This window comes from Algoriphagus sp. CAU 1675, assembly GCF_029222925.1.
GTDB lineage: Bacteria > Bacteroidota > Bacteroidia > Cytophagales > Cyclobacteriaceae > Algoriphagus.
Window position 1 is genome coordinate 42,723 of the sequence record NZ_JARHUI010000006.1, and the last position, 16,851, is coordinate 59,573.

General features: G+C 44.0%; 14 protein-coding genes. 11 read left to right on the plus strand and 3 right to left on the minus strand.

The features are described from left to right. Positions 1-1,074 carry an LptF/LptG family permease gene (locus P2G54_RS14120; protein WP_275872196.1) on the plus strand — a complete coding sequence of 358 codons (1,074 nt, stop codon included), beginning with the start codon at positions 1-3 and terminating at the stop codon, positions 1,072-1,074. Continuing rightward, positions 1,075-1,986 carry a DMT family transporter gene (locus tag P2G54_RS14125; RefSeq protein ID WP_275872197.1) on the plus strand — a complete coding sequence of 304 codons (912 nt, stop codon included), beginning with the start codon at positions 1,075-1,077 and terminating at the stop codon, positions 1,984-1,986. A gap of 34 nt (positions 1,987-2,020) precedes the next feature. On the opposite strand, the gene ispE is transcribed toward P2G54_RS14125, so the two are convergent. Beyond that, positions 2,021-2,830, minus strand: coding sequence for a 4-(cytidine 5'-diphospho)-2-C-methyl-D-erythritol kinase (gene ispE, locus P2G54_RS14130; RefSeq protein WP_275872198.1), 810 nt, complete (start codon positions 2,828-2,830; stop codon positions 2,021-2,023). Positions 2,831-3,359: 529 nt separating this feature from the next. Here ispE and ilvD point away from each other — a divergent pair. The 9 genes from ilvD to leuB all read left to right on the plus strand — a co-directional run bounded on the left by ilvD (position 3,360) and on the right by leuB (position 14,607). Next, on the plus strand, positions 3,360-5,039 hold the full coding sequence (gene ilvD / locus P2G54_RS14135) for a dihydroxy-acid dehydratase (protein ID WP_275872199.1): 1,680 nt from the start codon (positions 3,360-3,362) through the stop codon (positions 5,037-5,039). 4 nt (positions 5,040-5,043) lie between these two features. Further along, positions 5,044-6,738, plus strand: a complete 1,695-nt coding sequence (gene ilvB, locus P2G54_RS14140; protein WP_275872200.1) for a biosynthetic-type acetolactate synthase large subunit — start codon at positions 5,044-5,046, stop codon at positions 6,736-6,738. Between the two features lie 9 nt (positions 6,739-6,747). Beyond that, on the plus strand, positions 6,748-7,248 hold the full coding sequence (gene ilvN, locus P2G54_RS14145) for an acetolactate synthase small subunit (RefSeq protein ID WP_275872201.1): 501 nt from the start codon (positions 6,748-6,750) through the stop codon (positions 7,246-7,248). A gap of 84 nt (positions 7,249-7,332) precedes the next feature. Next, positions 7,333-8,376 (plus strand): ketol-acid reductoisomerase, encoded by a 1,044-nt coding sequence (ilvC, locus tag P2G54_RS14150; protein ID WP_275872202.1) that lies wholly within the window; start codon positions 7,333-7,335, stop codon positions 8,374-8,376. A 21-nt stretch (positions 8,377-8,397) separates the two neighbouring features. Then, entirely contained in the window at positions 8,398-9,906 is a 1,509-nt protein-coding gene (locus tag P2G54_RS14155; RefSeq protein WP_275872203.1) for a 2-isopropylmalate synthase, read from the plus strand. Positions 9,907-9,908: 2 nt separating this feature from the next. Then, positions 9,909-11,309, plus strand: coding sequence for a 3-isopropylmalate dehydratase large subunit (gene leuC, locus P2G54_RS14160; RefSeq protein WP_275872204.1), 1,401 nt, complete (start codon positions 9,909-9,911; stop codon positions 11,307-11,309). A gap of 18 nt (positions 11,310-11,327) precedes the next feature. Further along, positions 11,328-11,918, plus strand: a complete 591-nt coding sequence (gene leuD / locus P2G54_RS14165) for a 3-isopropylmalate dehydratase small subunit (RefSeq protein ID WP_275872205.1) — start codon at positions 11,328-11,330, stop codon at positions 11,916-11,918. 93 nt (positions 11,919-12,011) lie between these two features. Further along, positions 12,012-13,571 carry an alpha-isopropylmalate synthase regulatory domain-containing protein gene (locus P2G54_RS14170; protein ID WP_275872453.1) on the plus strand — a complete coding sequence of 520 codons (1,560 nt, stop codon included), beginning with the start codon at positions 12,012-12,014 and terminating at the stop codon, positions 13,569-13,571. Further along, a complete protein-coding gene (gene leuB / locus P2G54_RS14175) occupies positions 13,540-14,607 on the plus strand; it encodes a 3-isopropylmalate dehydrogenase (RefSeq protein WP_275872206.1) in 1,068 nt (355 codons plus the stop codon). The genes P2G54_RS14170 and leuB overlap by 32 nt, the downstream gene beginning before the upstream one ends. Positions 14,608-14,698: 91 nt before the next feature. Here leuB and P2G54_RS14180 read toward each other — a convergent pair whose 3' ends face one another. Then, complete coding sequence (locus P2G54_RS14180; protein WP_275872207.1) at positions 14,699-15,892, minus strand: PQQ-dependent sugar dehydrogenase; 1,194 nt, start codon at positions 15,890-15,892, stop codon at positions 14,699-14,701. Positions 15,893-15,899: 7 nt separating this feature from the next. Continuing rightward, entirely contained in the window at positions 15,900-16,850 is a 951-nt protein-coding gene (locus P2G54_RS14185; protein WP_275872208.1) for a hypothetical protein, read from the minus strand. Between the last annotated feature and the right edge of the window lies 1 nt (position 16,851).

Sequence of the window (16,851 nt, forward strand, 5' to 3'; positions counted from 1 at the left end):
ATGAAGTTACTAGACAAGCTAATCATCAAGGATTTTCTCAAGACCTACTTTTTTGTGGTGGTCTTGTTGATTCTTGTTGTCTTGGTTTTGGACTTCACCGAAAAGAACGATAAATACATCTCCAATCAGGTGCCCGCAGGGGAAATTCTCCGCTATATGGGGAATTATGGGCTGTATCTCAATAATCTTCTGACCCCAATTACGGTTTTTATTTCTGTCATTTTTATCACTTCCAAAATGGCAGGGAGGACTGAGATTGTTGCAATTCTGAGTAGCGGGGTTAGTTTTTTGCGTTTGTTGGTCCCTTTTTTAGTTGGTGCGGCGATGATTGGGACAATCAGTTTTTACCTCAACGGATGGGTGCTCCCGACTGCTACGGAAAACATGACGGTCTTTAAGTTGCTCTATTTGGAAAAAGGAGCCCCTTCGAGTGAGCAAAATATTCATATTAAGGTTGGGGAAAATAGCTATGCTTATTTGAACCGCTTTTACAAAACCGGAAATACAGGCTACAGTTTTACACTTGAAACTATAAAGGATGGGGAGCTTTTGGCCAAAATCTCCTCGGACCGAATTGAATGGGATACAGCGAAAAATGCCTGGACACTCAGGAATTGGAGGCTTCGCGAGATCAAGGATAGGGTAGAAACCTATAGTGTAGGGGAAAGTTTGGATACCGTTCTGTCCATTGTCCCGGATGATTTTGGGGTTCCGAACAATCACCATGAAACTTTAAAACTGCCTCAGCTCAGCCGGCAAATCGAAATTTTGGAAGACCGGGGAGCCGATAATGTCAGCTATTATAAGATCGAGCGCTACGTACGGTTTATGTCCCCATTTGCCGCATTGATCCTGACTTTCATAGGAGTGATCATGTCTGCTAGAAAAACGAGAGGAGGATCTGGCTTTCAGATTGCAATGGGATTTTTGCTTGCCTTCTTGTACATCCTTCTGTTTTTGCTTTCCAGAACTTTTGCTGAAACTGGATCGGATCATCCGATTTTGGCAGTTTGGATGCCCAATATAGTGTTCGCCCTGACAGGCCTGATCCTTTATAAAACCGTCCCAAGATAAATGCAAGGTTCTATCAAAGACTATCTCATGCTGCACATGATTGTGCTGATTTGGGGATTCACAGCCATTCTGGGTTTGTTGATTAGCCTTCCTGCCCTGGAGCTTGTGTTTTACAGGACTCTGATTGCTTCTTTTGGAGTTGCTTTATTGTTCTGGTGGAAAAAGAAGCCCATGTTGATCCCTACCTCAGAGATGGTAAAGGTGGTAGGGACAGGTTTCCTGATTGCATTGCACTGGATTCTGTTTTTTTGGTCGGCCAGGGTTTCAACTGCTTCGGTTTGTCTAGCAGGGATGGCGACCACCTCGTTGTGGACGGCATTCGTAGAGCCTTTTTTCAACCGAAGCAAAATCAAATGGTATGAAGTGGCGCTTGGTTTCCTGGTTATCTCAGGTCTTTTGGTGATTTTCAAATTCGAAACCGGTTATTGGCTGGGACTTGCCATGGCACTGGCATCGGCATTCTTGGCTGCTTGCTTCTCTGTGATCAATGGACGCTTGACACAAAGACATAATCCCTACACCATAACTTTCTATGAAATGGCAGGGGCTTGTTTATTCACTCTGCTTTTCATGCCAGTATATAGTGTATATCTCACCGATGGTGCTGGAGTGCAGTGGGTTTGGCAGGGGCTGGATTGGCTTTGGTTGCTGATTTTGGGAGGGGTTTGCACCGTTTATGCCTTTTCTGTTTCTGTAGAATTGATGAAGCGTCTTTCTGTTTTTTCCATCAATCTGACCATCAATCTGGAGCCAGTGTATGGAATTGTACTGGCTGTTTTGGTTTTCGGGGAAAAGGAAAAAATGACCCAGGAGTTTTATCTGGGAACTCTGATTATTCTGGTTTCGGTATTGATCTATCCGGTTCTCAACTTTTTGAATAAAAGAAGAAAGGCAATAAGGACTATTCAATAATTAATCTGATAAGAATATCCTATAACTAGGAGAGTTACAGTTCAGATTGGAACACAAAAAACTTTTCATCCCAGGGCATTTCATGTGGTTTTTTGTCAAAAAGACCAAACATGCTCGATCCTGACCCGGACATTGCAGCATAGTAAGCTCCCATCTCATAAAGTTTACTTTTGATCTCTGCCAGTTCTGGATGGTTTTGGAAAATGCTGGGCTCAAAATCATTGACCAATTCACTTTTCCATCTTTTTCGGTCAGCCAATACTTCCTTTAAATCAACTTTTGGAGGAGCAGGAGTGATACCCGCATAGGCTTCCTTGGTTCCGATATGTATTCCCGGATTGATCAGTACCAGGAAATCTCCTTTGAGGGAAAGGTCTATGGGTTCCAAAATTTCCCCTCTTCCTTTGGCGATTTTTGGAGTGTTTTCTATGAAAAAGGGACAATCGCTGCCAAGTTGGGCAGCATACTCTTCCAGGAAAAAATCATCCAAAATCAGGTCATAAAGGTTATTCATCAGTTTGAGAGCAAAAGCTCCGTCCGCAGATCCTCCGCCAAGCCCGGCTCCCATAGGGATGTTTTTATGCAGGTGGATTTGGAGATTGGGAAGGCCCGGAAAATCTTTCTTTAGGATGTTCTGGGCTTTCAGGATCAGGTTGTCTTTGGGGTCTCCGGGGATGGGGAGTCCTGTAGAGCTCCAACTTTGCTTTTTGGGATCCAAGATCATTTCCAAAGCATCGTAAAGAGGAATGGGAACCATGCAGGTTTCTATTTCATGGTAACCATCCTTCCGTTTTGCAGTGATGTGTAGGCCAAGATTAATTTTCGCGTTGGGAAAAGTGATCATAATGGAGCGGTGCTTTGGACAAAATTAGAATAAAATTTGGCGGAAAAACTTGCTGTTCAAGAATTGAAGAATTACTAAAAGAATTCAGAGTTTTATAGATAGATGGATGCCTAAGAATTTTTTTGTTAAAAAAAAGAAAATTAATATTCAAAAAAATTGAAAAAACTGAAAATCAGTATAAAATTTCGAATTTTAAAAAAAAATAAAACTGAGTTAATTGAAAGTAGGGTCTATTGAAAATATTGCAGATTATAATTTTGAAAAAAATATAAAAACTTCCATTTAATTTTTGTCTTTTGAGTTAAATCTAAAATTAAATATTGTAAGTCTGATAAAACAGCTTTAAGTTTGAGCTGTGATTCGATTTCGAACTCAACATAATCTCGACAACAGCATGTATCAAGTGGTCTTTTTGCTAAGCTTTATTATTCTCATTGGATCTTAATGTGAGGCACTAGACTATTTGTCAAAATGAAATAAAAATTGAAGTGCCTCACCGAATTGAGGCACTTTTTTTATACCCAAATCTATGAACCTGAAGAAATACAGTTGGGAGATATCCGACAATCCAGAACACCCCGCAGGAAAAGCCATGCTTTATGCCACAGGCATGAGCGATAAAAAGATGAAACAGCCTTTTGTAGGGATAGCGAGTTGTGGCTATGAAAGTAATCCCTGCAATATGCACCTGAACGATTTTGCCGGTCTGATCAAAAATTCCTCCCAAGAATACGATCTGACCGGTTTGGTTTTTAATACCATCGGGATTTCAGATGGCATTTCCATGGGGACATTAGGGATGCGCTATTCCCTGGTTTCCAGAGATATCATCGCTGATTCTATAGAGTCATTTATTCTGGGGCATTCCTTTGACGGCTGTGTTGCTGTAGCTGGATGTGACAAGAATATGCCAGGTGCCGTGATGGGGATGTTGAGAGTCAACAGACCTTCAATCATGGTTTACGGAGGTACTATTGCTTCCGGAAATTATAAGGGAGAAAAGCTCAATATCGTTTCTGCCTTCGAAGCTTTTGGAAAACGTATTCAAGGAACTATTTCTGATGAGGATTACGATGGAGTGATCCGAAATGCTTGTCCTGGAAAGGGGGCTTGTGGAGGTATGTATACCGCAAACACCATGTCTTCTGCAATTGAGGCCATGGGGATGTCCTTGCCTTATTCTTCTTCCAATCCTGCTAATTCGGCGGAGAAACTTAAGGAGTGTCAAGAGGCTAATAAGTACATGCGGGTTCTTTTGGAAAAAGACATCAAGCCGAAAGACATTGTTACCCGGAAAAGCATAGAAAATGCGGTAACCGTTGCAATTGCTTTAGGTGGAAGCACCAATGCAGTTTTGCATATTCTGGCTATTGCAAAAACAGCAGGAGTGGACTTTACCTTGGAGGATTTCAAAGCTATCAATGCCAAGACCCCAATGCTTGGTGACTTCAAGCCTTCTGGAAAATTCATGATGGAGGATCTTTTCGAGCAGGGTGGTCTTCCTGCCTTTATGAAATATATGTTGAACAATGGTTTCATTCACGGAGACTGTCTGACTGTGACCGGAAAGACTGTTGCTGAAAACCTGGAGAACATCGACCCTATTGTTCCTTCCATCGTCAATGTAATTCACCCAATTGAAAAACCACTCAAGGAGACAGGCCACCTATGTATTCTGAAAGGAAATTTGGCTCCTGAAGGTGCGGTATCAAAAATCACCGGAAAAGAAGGGACATCTTTTACAGGTCCGGCAAGGGTTTTTGATTCCGAGCAGGAGGCGAATGATGCCATCCGGGACCATAAAGTCCAGGCTGGTGATGTGGTCGTAATCCGAAATGTCGGCCCAAAGGGTGCTCCTGGGATGCCTGAAATGCTGAAGCCAACCTCCATGATTATTGGGGCAGGATTGGGTTCAGATGTGGCATTGATTACTGATGGGAGGTTTTCGGGAGGTACTCACGGGTTCGTTGTAGGGCACGTGACACCAGAGGCTTGGACTGGAGGTCCTATTGGCCTGATCCAGGATGGGGATATGGTGACTATTGATGCCGATAATTTGGTGCTTTCCGTGGATGTCACGGATGACACCTTTGCTGAAAGAAAGAAAAACTGGAAACAAAAGGAAATCCCTGGTCTTCAGGGTACCCTTAAAAAATACAATAAACTTGTTGCCACTGCATCCGAAGGTTGCGTGACAGATAAATTCTAAGCCTATGAAGGATTCCATGATCAGAGGGGCAGATATCGTAGTGCGATCACTCATTGCGGAGCAGGCGGAAATCATTTTCGGCTACCCCGGAGGCGCTATTATGCCGGTTTATGATGCACTTTATGATTATCACGAACAGATTAAGCACGTACTGACAAGACATGAGCAGGGAGCAATCCATGCAGCTCAGGGATATGCACGAGTCTCCGGAAAAGTGGGAGTCTGCTTAGCCACCTCGGGTCCAGGAGCTACAAACTTGATTACTGGTTTGGCTGATGCTCAGATTGACAGTACTCCTTTGGTTTGTATTACAGGTCAGGTAGCTGCCCACCTCTTGGGTACAGATGCCTTTCAAGAAACCGATGTGGTGGGTATTTCCATGCCGGGAACTAAGTGGAACATTCAAGTTAGAAGAGTAGAAGATATTGCACCGGCGATTGCGAAGGGTTTCTACATAGCCAGATCTGGAAGACCCGGACCGGTTTTGATCGATATTACCAAAAATGCTCAGGTAGATTTTGGCGAGTTTAACTATGCGCCCTGCCAGAGTTTCAGGTCATACAAAACCCATATTCCGGTTGAAAAATCTGCAATCCAAGAAGCTGCTGAATTGATCAATAAAGCAGAGCGTCCTTATTTATTGTTTGGTCAGGGAGTGGTTTTGGGAAAAGCAGAAACTGAACTGAAATTTTTCCTCGACAAATCCGGCATTCCTGCGGCGTCCACCTTGTTGGGTTCGGGAGCCCTGTCTCAGGATTACCCCAATTATGTTGGGAAACTGGGCATGCATGGCAACTATGCTCCCAACTTACTAACCAACCAATGCGATGTTCTGATTGCTGTTGGGATGAGATTTGACGATAGAGTTACAGGGGATTTGAAACGTTATGCAAAGCAAGCCAAGATAATCCATTTGGAACTAGACCCCTCCGAAATCAACAAGAATGTAAAATCCCATATTCCGATTTTGGGAGATTGTAAGGAGAGCTTATCCATGTTGACTGAGGCCATCGAAGCCAAGACCCACCCGAAATGGTTAAGCAAATTCCGCGAGTTGGAGCAAATGGAAAAGGATGCTGTGATGCAGCATGACATTGCCCCTACCAAAGTCGGATTGACTATGGGAGAAGTAATCAATCAGATCAACCAATACAAGGCGGATGATGCAGTATTGGTGACTGATGTGGGACAGCACCAAATGATCGCTTGGAGGTATTTCAATTATAAGAAAACCAGAACTCAGGTGACTTCAGGAGGTCTGGGGACCATGGGCTTTGCTCTTCCTGCCGCGCTTGGAGCCCAGTTGTACGATTACTCCAGACAGGTGATCTGTGTAGTTGGGGACGGGGGAATCCAAATGACCATTCAGGAACTGGGGACTATCATGCAGACCAAGGCTCCTGTTAAAATCGTTTTGCTGAACAACAATTATCTGGGAATGGTACGTCAGTGGCAGCAGATGTTCTTTGATAAGCGTTATTCTTTTACGGAACTGGATAACCCTGATTTTATCAAAATAGCTGAGGCATACAATATCCGTTCTCAAAAAGTGACAGATAGAGGGGATTTGACAGAGGCGATCGAAGATATGCTGATCCATGATGGTCCATTCTTCCTGGAGGTAGTTGTGGAAAAAGAAGACAATGTGTTCCCTATGATTGCTACCGGTTGTTCGGTAGAAGAGGTAAGACTTAGCTAATCAAAACCTATGAAACGCTATACAATATTCGTTATAACTGAGAATTTCATTGGAATTCTCAATAGGATCACCATCATCTTTACCAGAAGAGGGATCAATATCGATGCTCTTACTGCTTCAGAAAGTCGTTTGGATGGGATTCACAGAATTACCATTGAAGTGACCGCCTCCGAGGAAACAGTGATCCAATTGGTCAATCAGATCGAAAAGATCATCGATGTGATCAAGGCTTTCCATCACCAAGATGATGCGGTGGTTTACCAAGAAATAGCATTGTACAAAATTCCAGTTTCCAGATTGGATGGGGGATTGGAAAAAATCATTCGGCAACACAATGCAAAGATCATTGCCGCAGAACCTGAATTTGTGGTTTTGGAGCTTACCGGTCATAAAGAGCAAACCCAGGAATTGTTGGAAATCCTCAAAGGCTATGGCCTTTTGGAATTTGCCCGATCCGGTAGGGTCGCAGTGGCAAAGCGAATGCTTACCATCGACTCATATGTGAAATAAAAATCTCAAACCAATACATATTAAATCTAAAATCCATGGAATGAAAGAGTTCCATGTTGGCTTTAAAAATTAAACAGCAAACTCATGAAATTAAAATTCGGAAACGTTGAGGAAAATGTAGTAACCAGAGAAGAATTTCCTTTGGAAAAGGCACGTGAAGTCCTGAAAGACGAAGTGATCGCAGTTTTGGGTTACGGAGTACAGGGACCTGGCCAGGCTTTGAACTTGAAGGATAATGGCTTCAATGTGATCGTCGGACAAAGAAAAGGATCCAAAACTTGGGACAAGGCCGTTGCAGACGGATGGGTTCCCGGGGAAACTCTTTTTGAATTGGAAGAAGCATGTGAAAGAGGTACCATTTTGCAGTTTTTGCTTTCCGATGCAGGACAGATTGCACTTTGGCCAACTGTGAAAAAGCATCTGACTCCTGGAAAAGCGCTTTATTTCTCCCATGGATTTGGGGTTACTTACAAGGATAAAACAGGAATCGTTCCTCCAGCGGATGTGGACGTGATTTTGGTTGCACCAAAAGGTTCCGGAACTTCATTGAGAAGAATGTTTGTGGAGGGAAGAGGTTTGAACTCATCTTTTGCAATTTATCAGGATGCTACCGGAAGAGCCAAAGACAGAGTAATTGCCTTGGGTATTGGTGTGGGTTCCGGATATCTGTTCGAAACTGATTTTTATAGAGAAGTAACTTCTGACCTTACTGGCGAAAGAGGAACCTTGATGGGAGCCATCCAGGGGATTTTCGCCGCTCAGTATGAGGTATTGAGAGCGAATGGTCACACTCCTTCAGAGGCGTTTAACGAAACTGTAGAAGAGTTGACCCAGTCATTGATGCCATTGGTGGCAGAAAACGGGATGGACTGGATGTATGCCAACTGTTCTACAACTGCACAGAGAGGTGCTTTGGATTGGTGGAAACCATTCCGTGATGCTACCAAGCCAGTATTCGAGGCTTTGTATGACTCCGTTAAGACCGGAAAAGAAGCACAAAAGTCCATCGACTCCAACTCCAAGCCCGATTACAGAGAGAAGTTGGAAGAGGAATTGAAAGAATTGAGAGAGTCTGAAATGTGGCAGGCAGGTGCTGTCGTCCGTCAGTTGAGACCAGAAAATAATTAATACCCAAAAACCCTTAGAGTTATGAGTGATAAGCTATGGATATTTGATACGACCCTGAGAGACGGGGAACAAGTACCGGGGTGTCAACTTAACACCCAGGAAAAGATCGTGGTAGCAAAAGCATTGGAAGATCTTGGTGTAGATATTATCGAAGCCGGATTTCCGATTTCCAGCCCAGGGGATTTCAACTCTGTGGTTGAGATTTCCAAGGCGGTATCTAACCCCATCATTTGTGCCCTTTCCAGAGCAGTTGAGAAAGATATTGAAGTAGCCGCTCAAGCGCTCAAATTCGCCAAGAAAGGACGGATTCATACCGGGATCGGGGTGTCTCCTTATCATATCCAATACAAACTCCGCTCCACTCCCGAGGACATCATTGCCAGGGGAGTGGCTGCGGTGAAGTTTGCCAAGAAGTTTGTAGAGGACGTGGAGTTTTACGCAGAGGATGCCGGAAGATCCGAACCGGATTTTCTATGCAAAATCATAGAGGAAGTGATCAAGGCAGGAGCCACCGTGGTCAATATCCCGGATACGACCGGTTATTGTCTTCCGGAACAATATGGAGCTATTATCGCGAGCCTGAAAAACAATGTTCCCAATATTGACAAGGCGATCATTGCTACTCATTGTCATAATGACTTGGGAATGGCCACCGCCAATACAGTTGCCGGAGTTCAGAATGGTGCCAGACAAGTCGAGGTAACTATCAACGGCATCGGTGAAAGAGCAGGAAACACCTCCATGGAGGAAGTAGTAATGGCTATCAAGTGCCATCAGTCCATTCCTGTTCATACCGATATCGTAACTCAGAAAATCTACCACACAAGCCGCTTGGTTTCCAAACTGATGAATATGCCGGTGCAGCCTAACAAGGCAATTGTGGGTAGAAATGCTTTTGCGCACTCTTCTGGAATCCATCAGGATGGGGTTCTGAAGCATAGAGAGAATTATGAGATCATTGACCCTAAGGAAGTTGGTGTTGAGGAATCTTCCATTGTGTTGACAGCCAGATCCGGACGAGCAGCTCTGAAGCACCATTTGGATGCTTTGGGTGTGGAATTGGAAGGAGATGAGTTGAGAGAGGTTTATGAGGCATTTTTAGTGTTGGCAGACCGCAAGCGGGATATTGGGAGGAAAGACCTACTCGAATTGGTAGGTAAGTACATGGAGGAATCCAACTTCATTGAACTTGAAAAAATCTCCTATTCTTCCAATGGTTCCATCAATGCGAATGTCACTTTGAAAATAGGCAATCAAACCCATCAAGCTTCTTCTCCGGGAGTAGGTCCGGTGGATGCTGTTTTGAAGGCCATTGAGAAAATCGTAACCCCTCAGGTGGACTTGGAGGAATTTCTGATCCAGGCAATTACCCATGGCAGCGATGATGTCGCTAAAGTTCATATGAGATTAATCAAAGGAGATAAGCCCTACTATGGCTTCGCTTCGGATCAAGACATTGTCATGGCATCTGCTCAGGCATTTGTCGATGCGTTAAATAAAATTCCGGTCAAAGAATATGCGACTGCTTAATTATGGAAAAGAAAACATTATTTGATAAAATCTGGGATTCACATGTTGTGAAATCCGTGCCATCAGGCCCTGATGTGTTCTTCATTGATAAACACTTTATCCATGAAGTTACTTCTCCTGTGGCTTTCCTGAATCTGGAAAAGCGTGGAATTGGGGTAAAGTATCCTGAAAGAACCATTGCTACTCCGGATCACAACGTGCCTACAGTGGACCAGGATAAAACTATCAAGGACCAATTGTCCCGTATGCAGGTGGAAAAACTCAGGGAAAACTGTAAAAAGTACGGAATCGAATTGCATGACTTGGGTTCTGCTCATCATGGTATCGTGCACGTGATCGGTCCTGAACTTGGGGTGACTCAGCCGGGTATGACCATTGTTTGTGGGGATAGCCATACTTCTACCCACGGTGCTTTTGGTGCCATTGCATTTGGTATCGGTACATCAGAAGTGGAGATGGTTTTGGCTACACAGTGTATCATGCAGTCCAAGGCAAAGAAAATGCGGATTTCCGTAGATGGTGAACTTGGTAAAGGAGTGACTTCCAAGGATATCATCTTATACATAATTTCCAAGATTTCCGCGGCTGGGGCTACTGGATACTTTGTGGAATATGCCGGTTCTGCGATCCAAAGCCTTTCCATGGAGGCTAGAATGACCATCTGTAACATGTCTATTGAAATGGGCGCCAGAGGTGGTTTGATTGCTCCGGATGAAACCACCTTCAATTATCTCAAAGGAAAGCAATATGCTCCAAAAGGAGAAGAGTGGGACAAGGCAGTCGCTTATTGGAAAACTTTGAAAACTGACGAAGGAGCTACCTTCGACAAAGAATATCACTTCGATGCAGCGGACATCGAACCAATGATCACTTACGGAACTAACCCTGGAATGGGGATCAAGGTAGTAGGCACTATCCCTTCTACTGAAGGTTTGGAAGGATCAAACAAAACTTCTTTCCTCAAGTCTCTCGATTATATGGGCTTTGAACCGGGTGAGCCCGTAAAAGGCAAGCAAGTTGACTATGTGTTTGTAGGCTCCTGCACCAACGGTCGGATTGAGGATATCCGCTCCGTGGCTCAATTTGTAAAAGGTCATAAAAAGGCCGACAATATTACAGCCTGGATTGTGCCGGGATCCCGTGAGGTTGAGAAAATGGCCCATGAAGAGGGATTGGTGAAAATTCTGGAAGAAGCAGGTTTCGAACTGCGTCAGCCCGGATGTTCTGCATGTCTGGCTATGAATGATGATAAAATTCCTGCCGGAAAATATGCGGTTTCCACTTCCAACAGAAACTTCGAGGGACGTCAGGGTCCTGGAGCCCGTACCATGCTTGCTTCTCCTTTGACAGTTGCAGCAGTGGCAATTACCGGAAAAATCACCGACCCACGGGAAGTATTCTAATATTTAAAAGACAAAATCATGGCTTACGATAAATTTACTACCCTCATTAGTACGGCTGTTCCTTTGCCTACTGAAAATGTGGATACTGACCAGATCATTCCAGCGAGATTTCTTAAGGCTACTGAGCGCGAAGGATTCGGGGACAACCTGTTTCGTGACTGGAGATATGATGTGGAGGGAAATCCTAAAAAGGACTTCGTCCTAAACAACCCAACCTACAGCGGTAAGATCCTTGTTGCCGGGAAAAACTTCGGTTCAGGCTCCAGCCGGGAGCACGCAGTTTGGGCTATTTATGATTATGGTTTCAGATGTGTCGTTTCCAGCTTTTTTGCTGACATTTTCAAAAATAACTGCCTCAATATCGGGGTGCTTCCTGTGACAGTATCTCCTGAGTTTGCTGACAAGTTGTTGGCGGCAATTGAAGCTGATCCTTCTACAGAAATCGAAGTGAGTTTACCAGATCAAAAGATCACCTTGCTTTCTACCGGTGAATCGGAGTCTTTCGATATCAACGGATATAAGAAAGATAATATGGAAAATGGATTCGATGATATAGACTATCTATTGAACATGTCATCGGAAATAGATGCTTTTGTAGCAAATAGATAATTGACCAAAATGGAGGCAAATAAAAACCGGCCTGTTCAAGCTTCAAAGGGTTCTCAATCCACGGAGGGGCTTAGCAGGAGGAGTATAGAAATAATGGATACAACCCTGAGGGATGGAGAACAGACCTCGGGTGTTTCCTTTTTGCCTTCTGAAAAATTGCAAATCGCCAAGCTATTGCTTGAAGAATTGCGTGTGGATAGGATTGAGGTTGCCTCAGCCCGCGTTTCGGAAGGAGAATTGGAGGGAGTGCAGAAGATCACTCAATGGGCTAAAGATAAAGGATACCTGCAAAGAGTAGAAGTTTTGGGCTTTGTGGATATGCCTGCATCAGTCAACTGGATTGAGAAGGCTGGCGCCAAAGTGATGAACCTGCTGACCAAAGGCTCTTTGAATCACCTGGTCCACCAATTGAAAAAAACTCCTGAGGAACATTTTTCTGACATTGCCAAGAATATTGCCTTTGCTCAGGAAAAGGGTATTTCGGTCAATGTTTATCTGGAAGATTGGTCCAATGGAATGCGGAATTCCAGAGATTATACACTCAGTTTGATTGAGTTTTTGACCCAGCTTCCAGTGAAGCGTATCATGCTTCCGGATACGCTAGGCTTGCTTTCTCCAGACGAAGTGAAGGACTTCTTTGATCTGATCATTGAGAAGTTCCCGAATACCCATTTTGATTTTCATGCGCACAATGATTACGACCTTTCCGTGGCAAATGTCATGGAGGCGGTGCTTCATGGAGCTTCCGGAATCCATACAACGGTCAATGGTTTGGGAGAACGTGCTGGAAATGCACCTTTGGAATCCGTAATTGCGGTCATTGAGGATTTTACTGATCTTCAGATTGGAGTAAACGAGCAGAAGATTTTCCGTGTGAGTAAGTTGGTGGAGCAGTTTTCCGGACAGCATATTCCAGCCAATAAACCCGTTGTTGGGGAAAATGTCTTCACCCAAACTGCCGGAATCCATGCCGATGGAGACAATAAGAAGAATCTCTATTTCAACGACCTCCTTCCGGAGCGATTTGGAAGACAGAGGAAATATGCATTGGGGAAAACTTCCGGTAAAGCCAATATCCTCAAGAATCTGGAGGAATTGGGGATTTCATTGGAGAAAGATGAACTCGCAAAAGTGACTCAGCGCATCATTGAATTGGGGGATAAAAAGGAAAGAGTCACAACAGAGGACTTGCCTTATATCATCTCCGATGTGCTGCAGAACAATTCCATTTCCAAGGACATTTACATCGAGGGGTATCACATGACCCATTCCAAGGGGCTGAAACCTTCCATCCAGTTGAGAATGAATATCCATGGCAAATCCTATGATGCCAATGCCACCGGAGACGGACAATATGATTCCTTTATGAGAGCCTTGAAAAAGATCTATAAATCTTTGAAAAAGGAACTTCCCAAATTAACCGATTATCATGTATCCATTCCCCCGGGAGGAAAAACCGATGCCTTTGTGGAGACGGTGGTAACCTGGGATTATGGCAAAATATTTAAGACGAAGGGGCTTGACCCTGACCAGACCGTGGCAGCGATGATGGCCACAGAAAAAATGCTGAACATCGTCGAATCTTTTAATCAAAATCCAAAGAAAGAAGAATCCAAGTTTTATGGAAATGAATATCGCGCTATTGCCGGGTGACGGCATAGGCCCTGAAGTAGTAGCTCAGGCAGTAAAGGTTGTTAATGCAATCGGTAAGAAGTTTGGACATACCATCACTTTTAAAGAAGGATTGGTTGGTGCATCAGCAATTGATGCAACCGGGGATCCTTATCCTGATGCGACTCATGAAATCTGCGCCGCTTCCGATGCAGTACTTTTCGGTGCTATCGGTGACCCGAAATACGACAATGACCCCAAGGCAAAAGTTCGTCCGGAACAAGGTCTGTTGAGAATGCGCCAGAAACTGGGGCTTTTCGCCAACGTACGCCCGACTTTCACTTTTCCATCTTTGGTCCATAAGTCTCCTTTGAAATTGGATCGAGTGGAAGGAGTGGATTTCGTATTCTTCAGAGAACTGACCGGAGGGGTGTATTTCGGAGAGCCAAGAGGTAGAAACGAGCAAGGAACCAAGGCTTTTGATACCAATGTCTATAGCAAAGAGGAAATCACCCGATTAGCTAGAATGGGGTTTGAAGCTGCTCAGGGAAGAAGAAAACTCCTGACCTGTGTGGATAAGGCTAACGTAATGGCAACTTCCAGACTTTGGAGAGAAACTGTACAGGAATTGGCAGCTGAATATCCAGATGTAAAGGTGGAATACGAATTCGTAGATGCAGTAGCCATGCGATTGATCCAATGGCCTAAAGCCTATGATGTGTTGATCACCGAAAATCTGTTTGGGGATATCCTGACTGATGAAGCATCTGTGATTTCAGGTTCCATGGGCTTGATGCCTTCCGCTTCTTTGGGATCTAAAGTGAAGCTGTTCGAACCGATCCACGGTTCCTATCCTCAGGCTGCAGGAAAGGATATCGCCAATCCATTGGCGACTGTATTGTCCGCTGCGATGATGTTTGACTATGCTTTCGGATTGAAGGAAGAAGCCCAGGCTATCAGCGATGTGGTGAACCTTTCTCTTTCCGAGGGAGTAGTGACTGAAGATATCGCTGAAGGAGGGAAAGCCTACAAAACCTCCGAAGTAGGAGATTGGCTGGCGGCTAAGATTTTGGGATAATATAAATCCTACATTGTAGCTTTCTCGCTATTCGAGATTTGTAATCTCGATTTTATAAACAAAAAAACCGCCTCAGGAATGGGGTGGTTTTTTATGGTTTCCTGACTCTCACCAACATGCCATTATCTCTGGTCAAATCATTTCTTTCTTCCAAGAGCAGGATAGTACCGTCTTTTTCCTGAAACAAGGATCTGATCCTTCCTTTGATTTTTAAGCCATAGGTTTCCTGACTTTCAGGATCATATTTCAACAATCGTCTAAAAGCTAGGGATGATACCAGAAAATGATCATTCCATTCTGGGAAATTGCTGTTTTTTACCAAAATGGCGCTTGAAGGGGCGATTGCCCGCCCTCCATCCGAGGTAGGAACGGTCCAAAAATGCTGGGGTAATACCGAGATCTGTGCGGCAGAATCTTCTGAAATCAAGGATACGGGCTGACCGTCATAGTGAGTGCCATAAGTAAATAGTGGCCATCCATAATTCTTTCCCGGTACTATAATGTTCAATTCATCCCCGCCTTTTGGTCCATGTTCTATTCCATAAAGTGTCTGGGAACTTGGTTCAAACACCAATCCTTGTACGTCCCTGTGCCCATAGCTGTAAATGGAAGTTGGACTTGTTTGGTCCTCAAGAATTGGGTTGTCCTCAGGTGTGCTTCCATCTTGATTTAATCGATGAATTTTCCCCCAATCTTCATTCAGGTCTTGAGCAACGAGGATAGGTTCATTTCTTGTGGTATAGTTGGAGGTTCCAATGTTGAGAAAAAAGTGAGAATCATCTTGCCATACTATCCGCATTCCATTTCCATAATACCCAGGGGTTCGAGTCTGAAAAATGTGTTCGAAGTTGACAATTTCATTATCTACCAATTGAAATCGCGCAACTTTTCCATGTTCGTCTTTGGCAAAATAGGCCACATAGATCCATGGAATTTGGGGGAATTGAGGATGGAGGCTGAGATCCATCAATCCCCCATGAACAATCATGGGTTGTGTGGGATCACCAAAGGTAATAACCTCAGGACCTCCACTGATTTCACCTAAGACTCCATTTCGAAAACGAAGGAGTTTCCCCACTCTGTCAGAAATCAGAAAGTCATTTTCCGAGAGAAAAACCAGTCCGTAGGGGACTGCAAATCCGCTTGTCAGCGTGTCTGTAGAAAATTCATCCTCGTTGATTGGATAGGGAGAGTCGAGCGAATCAATCACTGTTTCCTTTTCCTTGCATCCAACTAGAACTGCAAAAATGGAAACTAGGGTAATATACAGAATTGGCTTTCCCATTCTTTACCTAGTGAACTGCAAAGCGCTTGACCATTTTTCGGTTTTGGGCATCGGGGATTTCCGAAATCAATACATAGTCTCCAGGCTCCAACATTGCTTTGAAGTATCCGGTTTTTCCGGAGGGTAAATCCTCTACCCCTCCAAGAAAATAAAACCCTTTTGGCTCAGGAGTAGAGAGCGCAAGCATATCGGAGGGATCTATCCACTTGACGAGATGCTCCAAATCGGATCCTTCTTCCAGCTTTACCAGATTGACATCATGTCCCGCATAATGTTCATACATTTTTTGATCCTTGAACTCTACCGAAAACTGTATTTCCCCTGCAGTGAGACTGTCAAGTAGTTGGATGCCATCTTGAGATGAGATTGTGATCCGGGCATCCGCCGAAGGAGCTTCCATTCCGGAATTTTCCTCAGTAACAATGACTTCCCGAAGCATACCCAAAAACACATGTGGGGTTCCGTCAGGCATACGCACATAACATTCCATGGCGTAGGTGCCCGGCTCAAGATTTAGGGTAGTTTCCCCAATTGATTTTCCAGAAAGCAATCCTACGCCTCCGTGATTTTGAACCCCCAAGAACCATTCAGGAAGTCTCTCGAAGGTTTTCATTCCTTCCTCTATATTTCCCTTTCCAAGATGGGAAAATCCTTCTTTGAAAACCGGGAGTAATTCGTTTTCATAATTGCTGAGTCGAATTCCACTGGGTAATTTTTCCAAAACAAAAAAGTGGACTTCATTGGATTCATTCAGATACCGAAAGGTATTCCAGCCTGAAGGGATGCTGTCTTTCATCTGAAAATCCATCATCACTGTTTTTACTTCCACAATGGATTGGGAAATAGGAGGGTTCTCTTCTGCCTGTTCAGTGGTTTTAGATTGACAGGCTCCAAAAAAAGTAGCTATAACAAAAGAGAAGGTTATTTTTTTGACAAAAGAAAAGAGTTGGGTTTTCATA

What these genes read in the sequence shown, in the direction of transcription:
- ispE (WP_275872198.1), bottom strand. Translation starts at nt 2,830, where the DNA reads ATGATCACTTTTCCCAACGCGAAAATTAATCTTGGCCTACACATCACT.
- P2G54_RS14185 (WP_275872208.1), bottom strand. Translation starts at nt 16,850, where the DNA reads ATGAAAACCCAACTCTTTTCTTTTGTCAAAAAAATAACCTTCTCTTTT.
- leuD (WP_275872205.1), top strand. Translation starts at nt 11,328, where the DNA reads ATGGCTTACGATAAATTTACTACCCTCATTAGTACGGCTGTTCCTTTG.
- P2G54_RS14125 (WP_275872197.1), top strand. Translation starts at nt 1,075, where the DNA reads ATGCAAGGTTCTATCAAAGACTATCTCATGCTGCACATGATTGTGCTG.
- P2G54_RS14155 (WP_275872203.1), top strand. Translation starts at nt 8,398, where the DNA reads ATGAGTGATAAGCTATGGATATTTGATACGACCCTGAGAGACGGGGAA.
- P2G54_RS14180 (WP_275872207.1), bottom strand. Translation starts at nt 15,892, where the DNA reads ATGGGAAAGCCAATTCTGTATATTACCCTAGTTTCCATTTTTGCAGTT.
- ilvB (WP_275872200.1), top strand. Translation starts at nt 5,044, where the DNA reads ATGAAGGATTCCATGATCAGAGGGGCAGATATCGTAGTGCGATCACTC.
- ilvD (WP_275872199.1), top strand. Translation starts at nt 3,360, where the DNA reads ATGAACCTGAAGAAATACAGTTGGGAGATATCCGACAATCCAGAACAC.
- P2G54_RS14170 (WP_275872453.1), top strand. Translation starts at nt 12,012, where the DNA reads ATGGATACAACCCTGAGGGATGGAGAACAGACCTCGGGTGTTTCCTTT.
- leuB (WP_275872206.1), top strand. Translation starts at nt 13,540, where the DNA reads ATGGAAATGAATATCGCGCTATTGCCGGGTGACGGCATAGGCCCTGAA.
- leuC (WP_275872204.1), top strand. Translation starts at nt 9,909, where the DNA reads ATGGAAAAGAAAACATTATTTGATAAAATCTGGGATTCACATGTTGTG.
- ilvN (WP_275872201.1), top strand. Translation starts at nt 6,748, where the DNA reads ATGAAACGCTATACAATATTCGTTATAACTGAGAATTTCATTGGAATT.
- ilvC (WP_275872202.1), top strand. Translation starts at nt 7,333, where the DNA reads ATGAAATTAAAATTCGGAAACGTTGAGGAAAATGTAGTAACCAGAGAA.
- P2G54_RS14120 (WP_275872196.1), top strand. Translation starts at nt 1, where the DNA reads ATGAAGTTACTAGACAAGCTAATCATCAAGGATTTTCTCAAGACCTAC.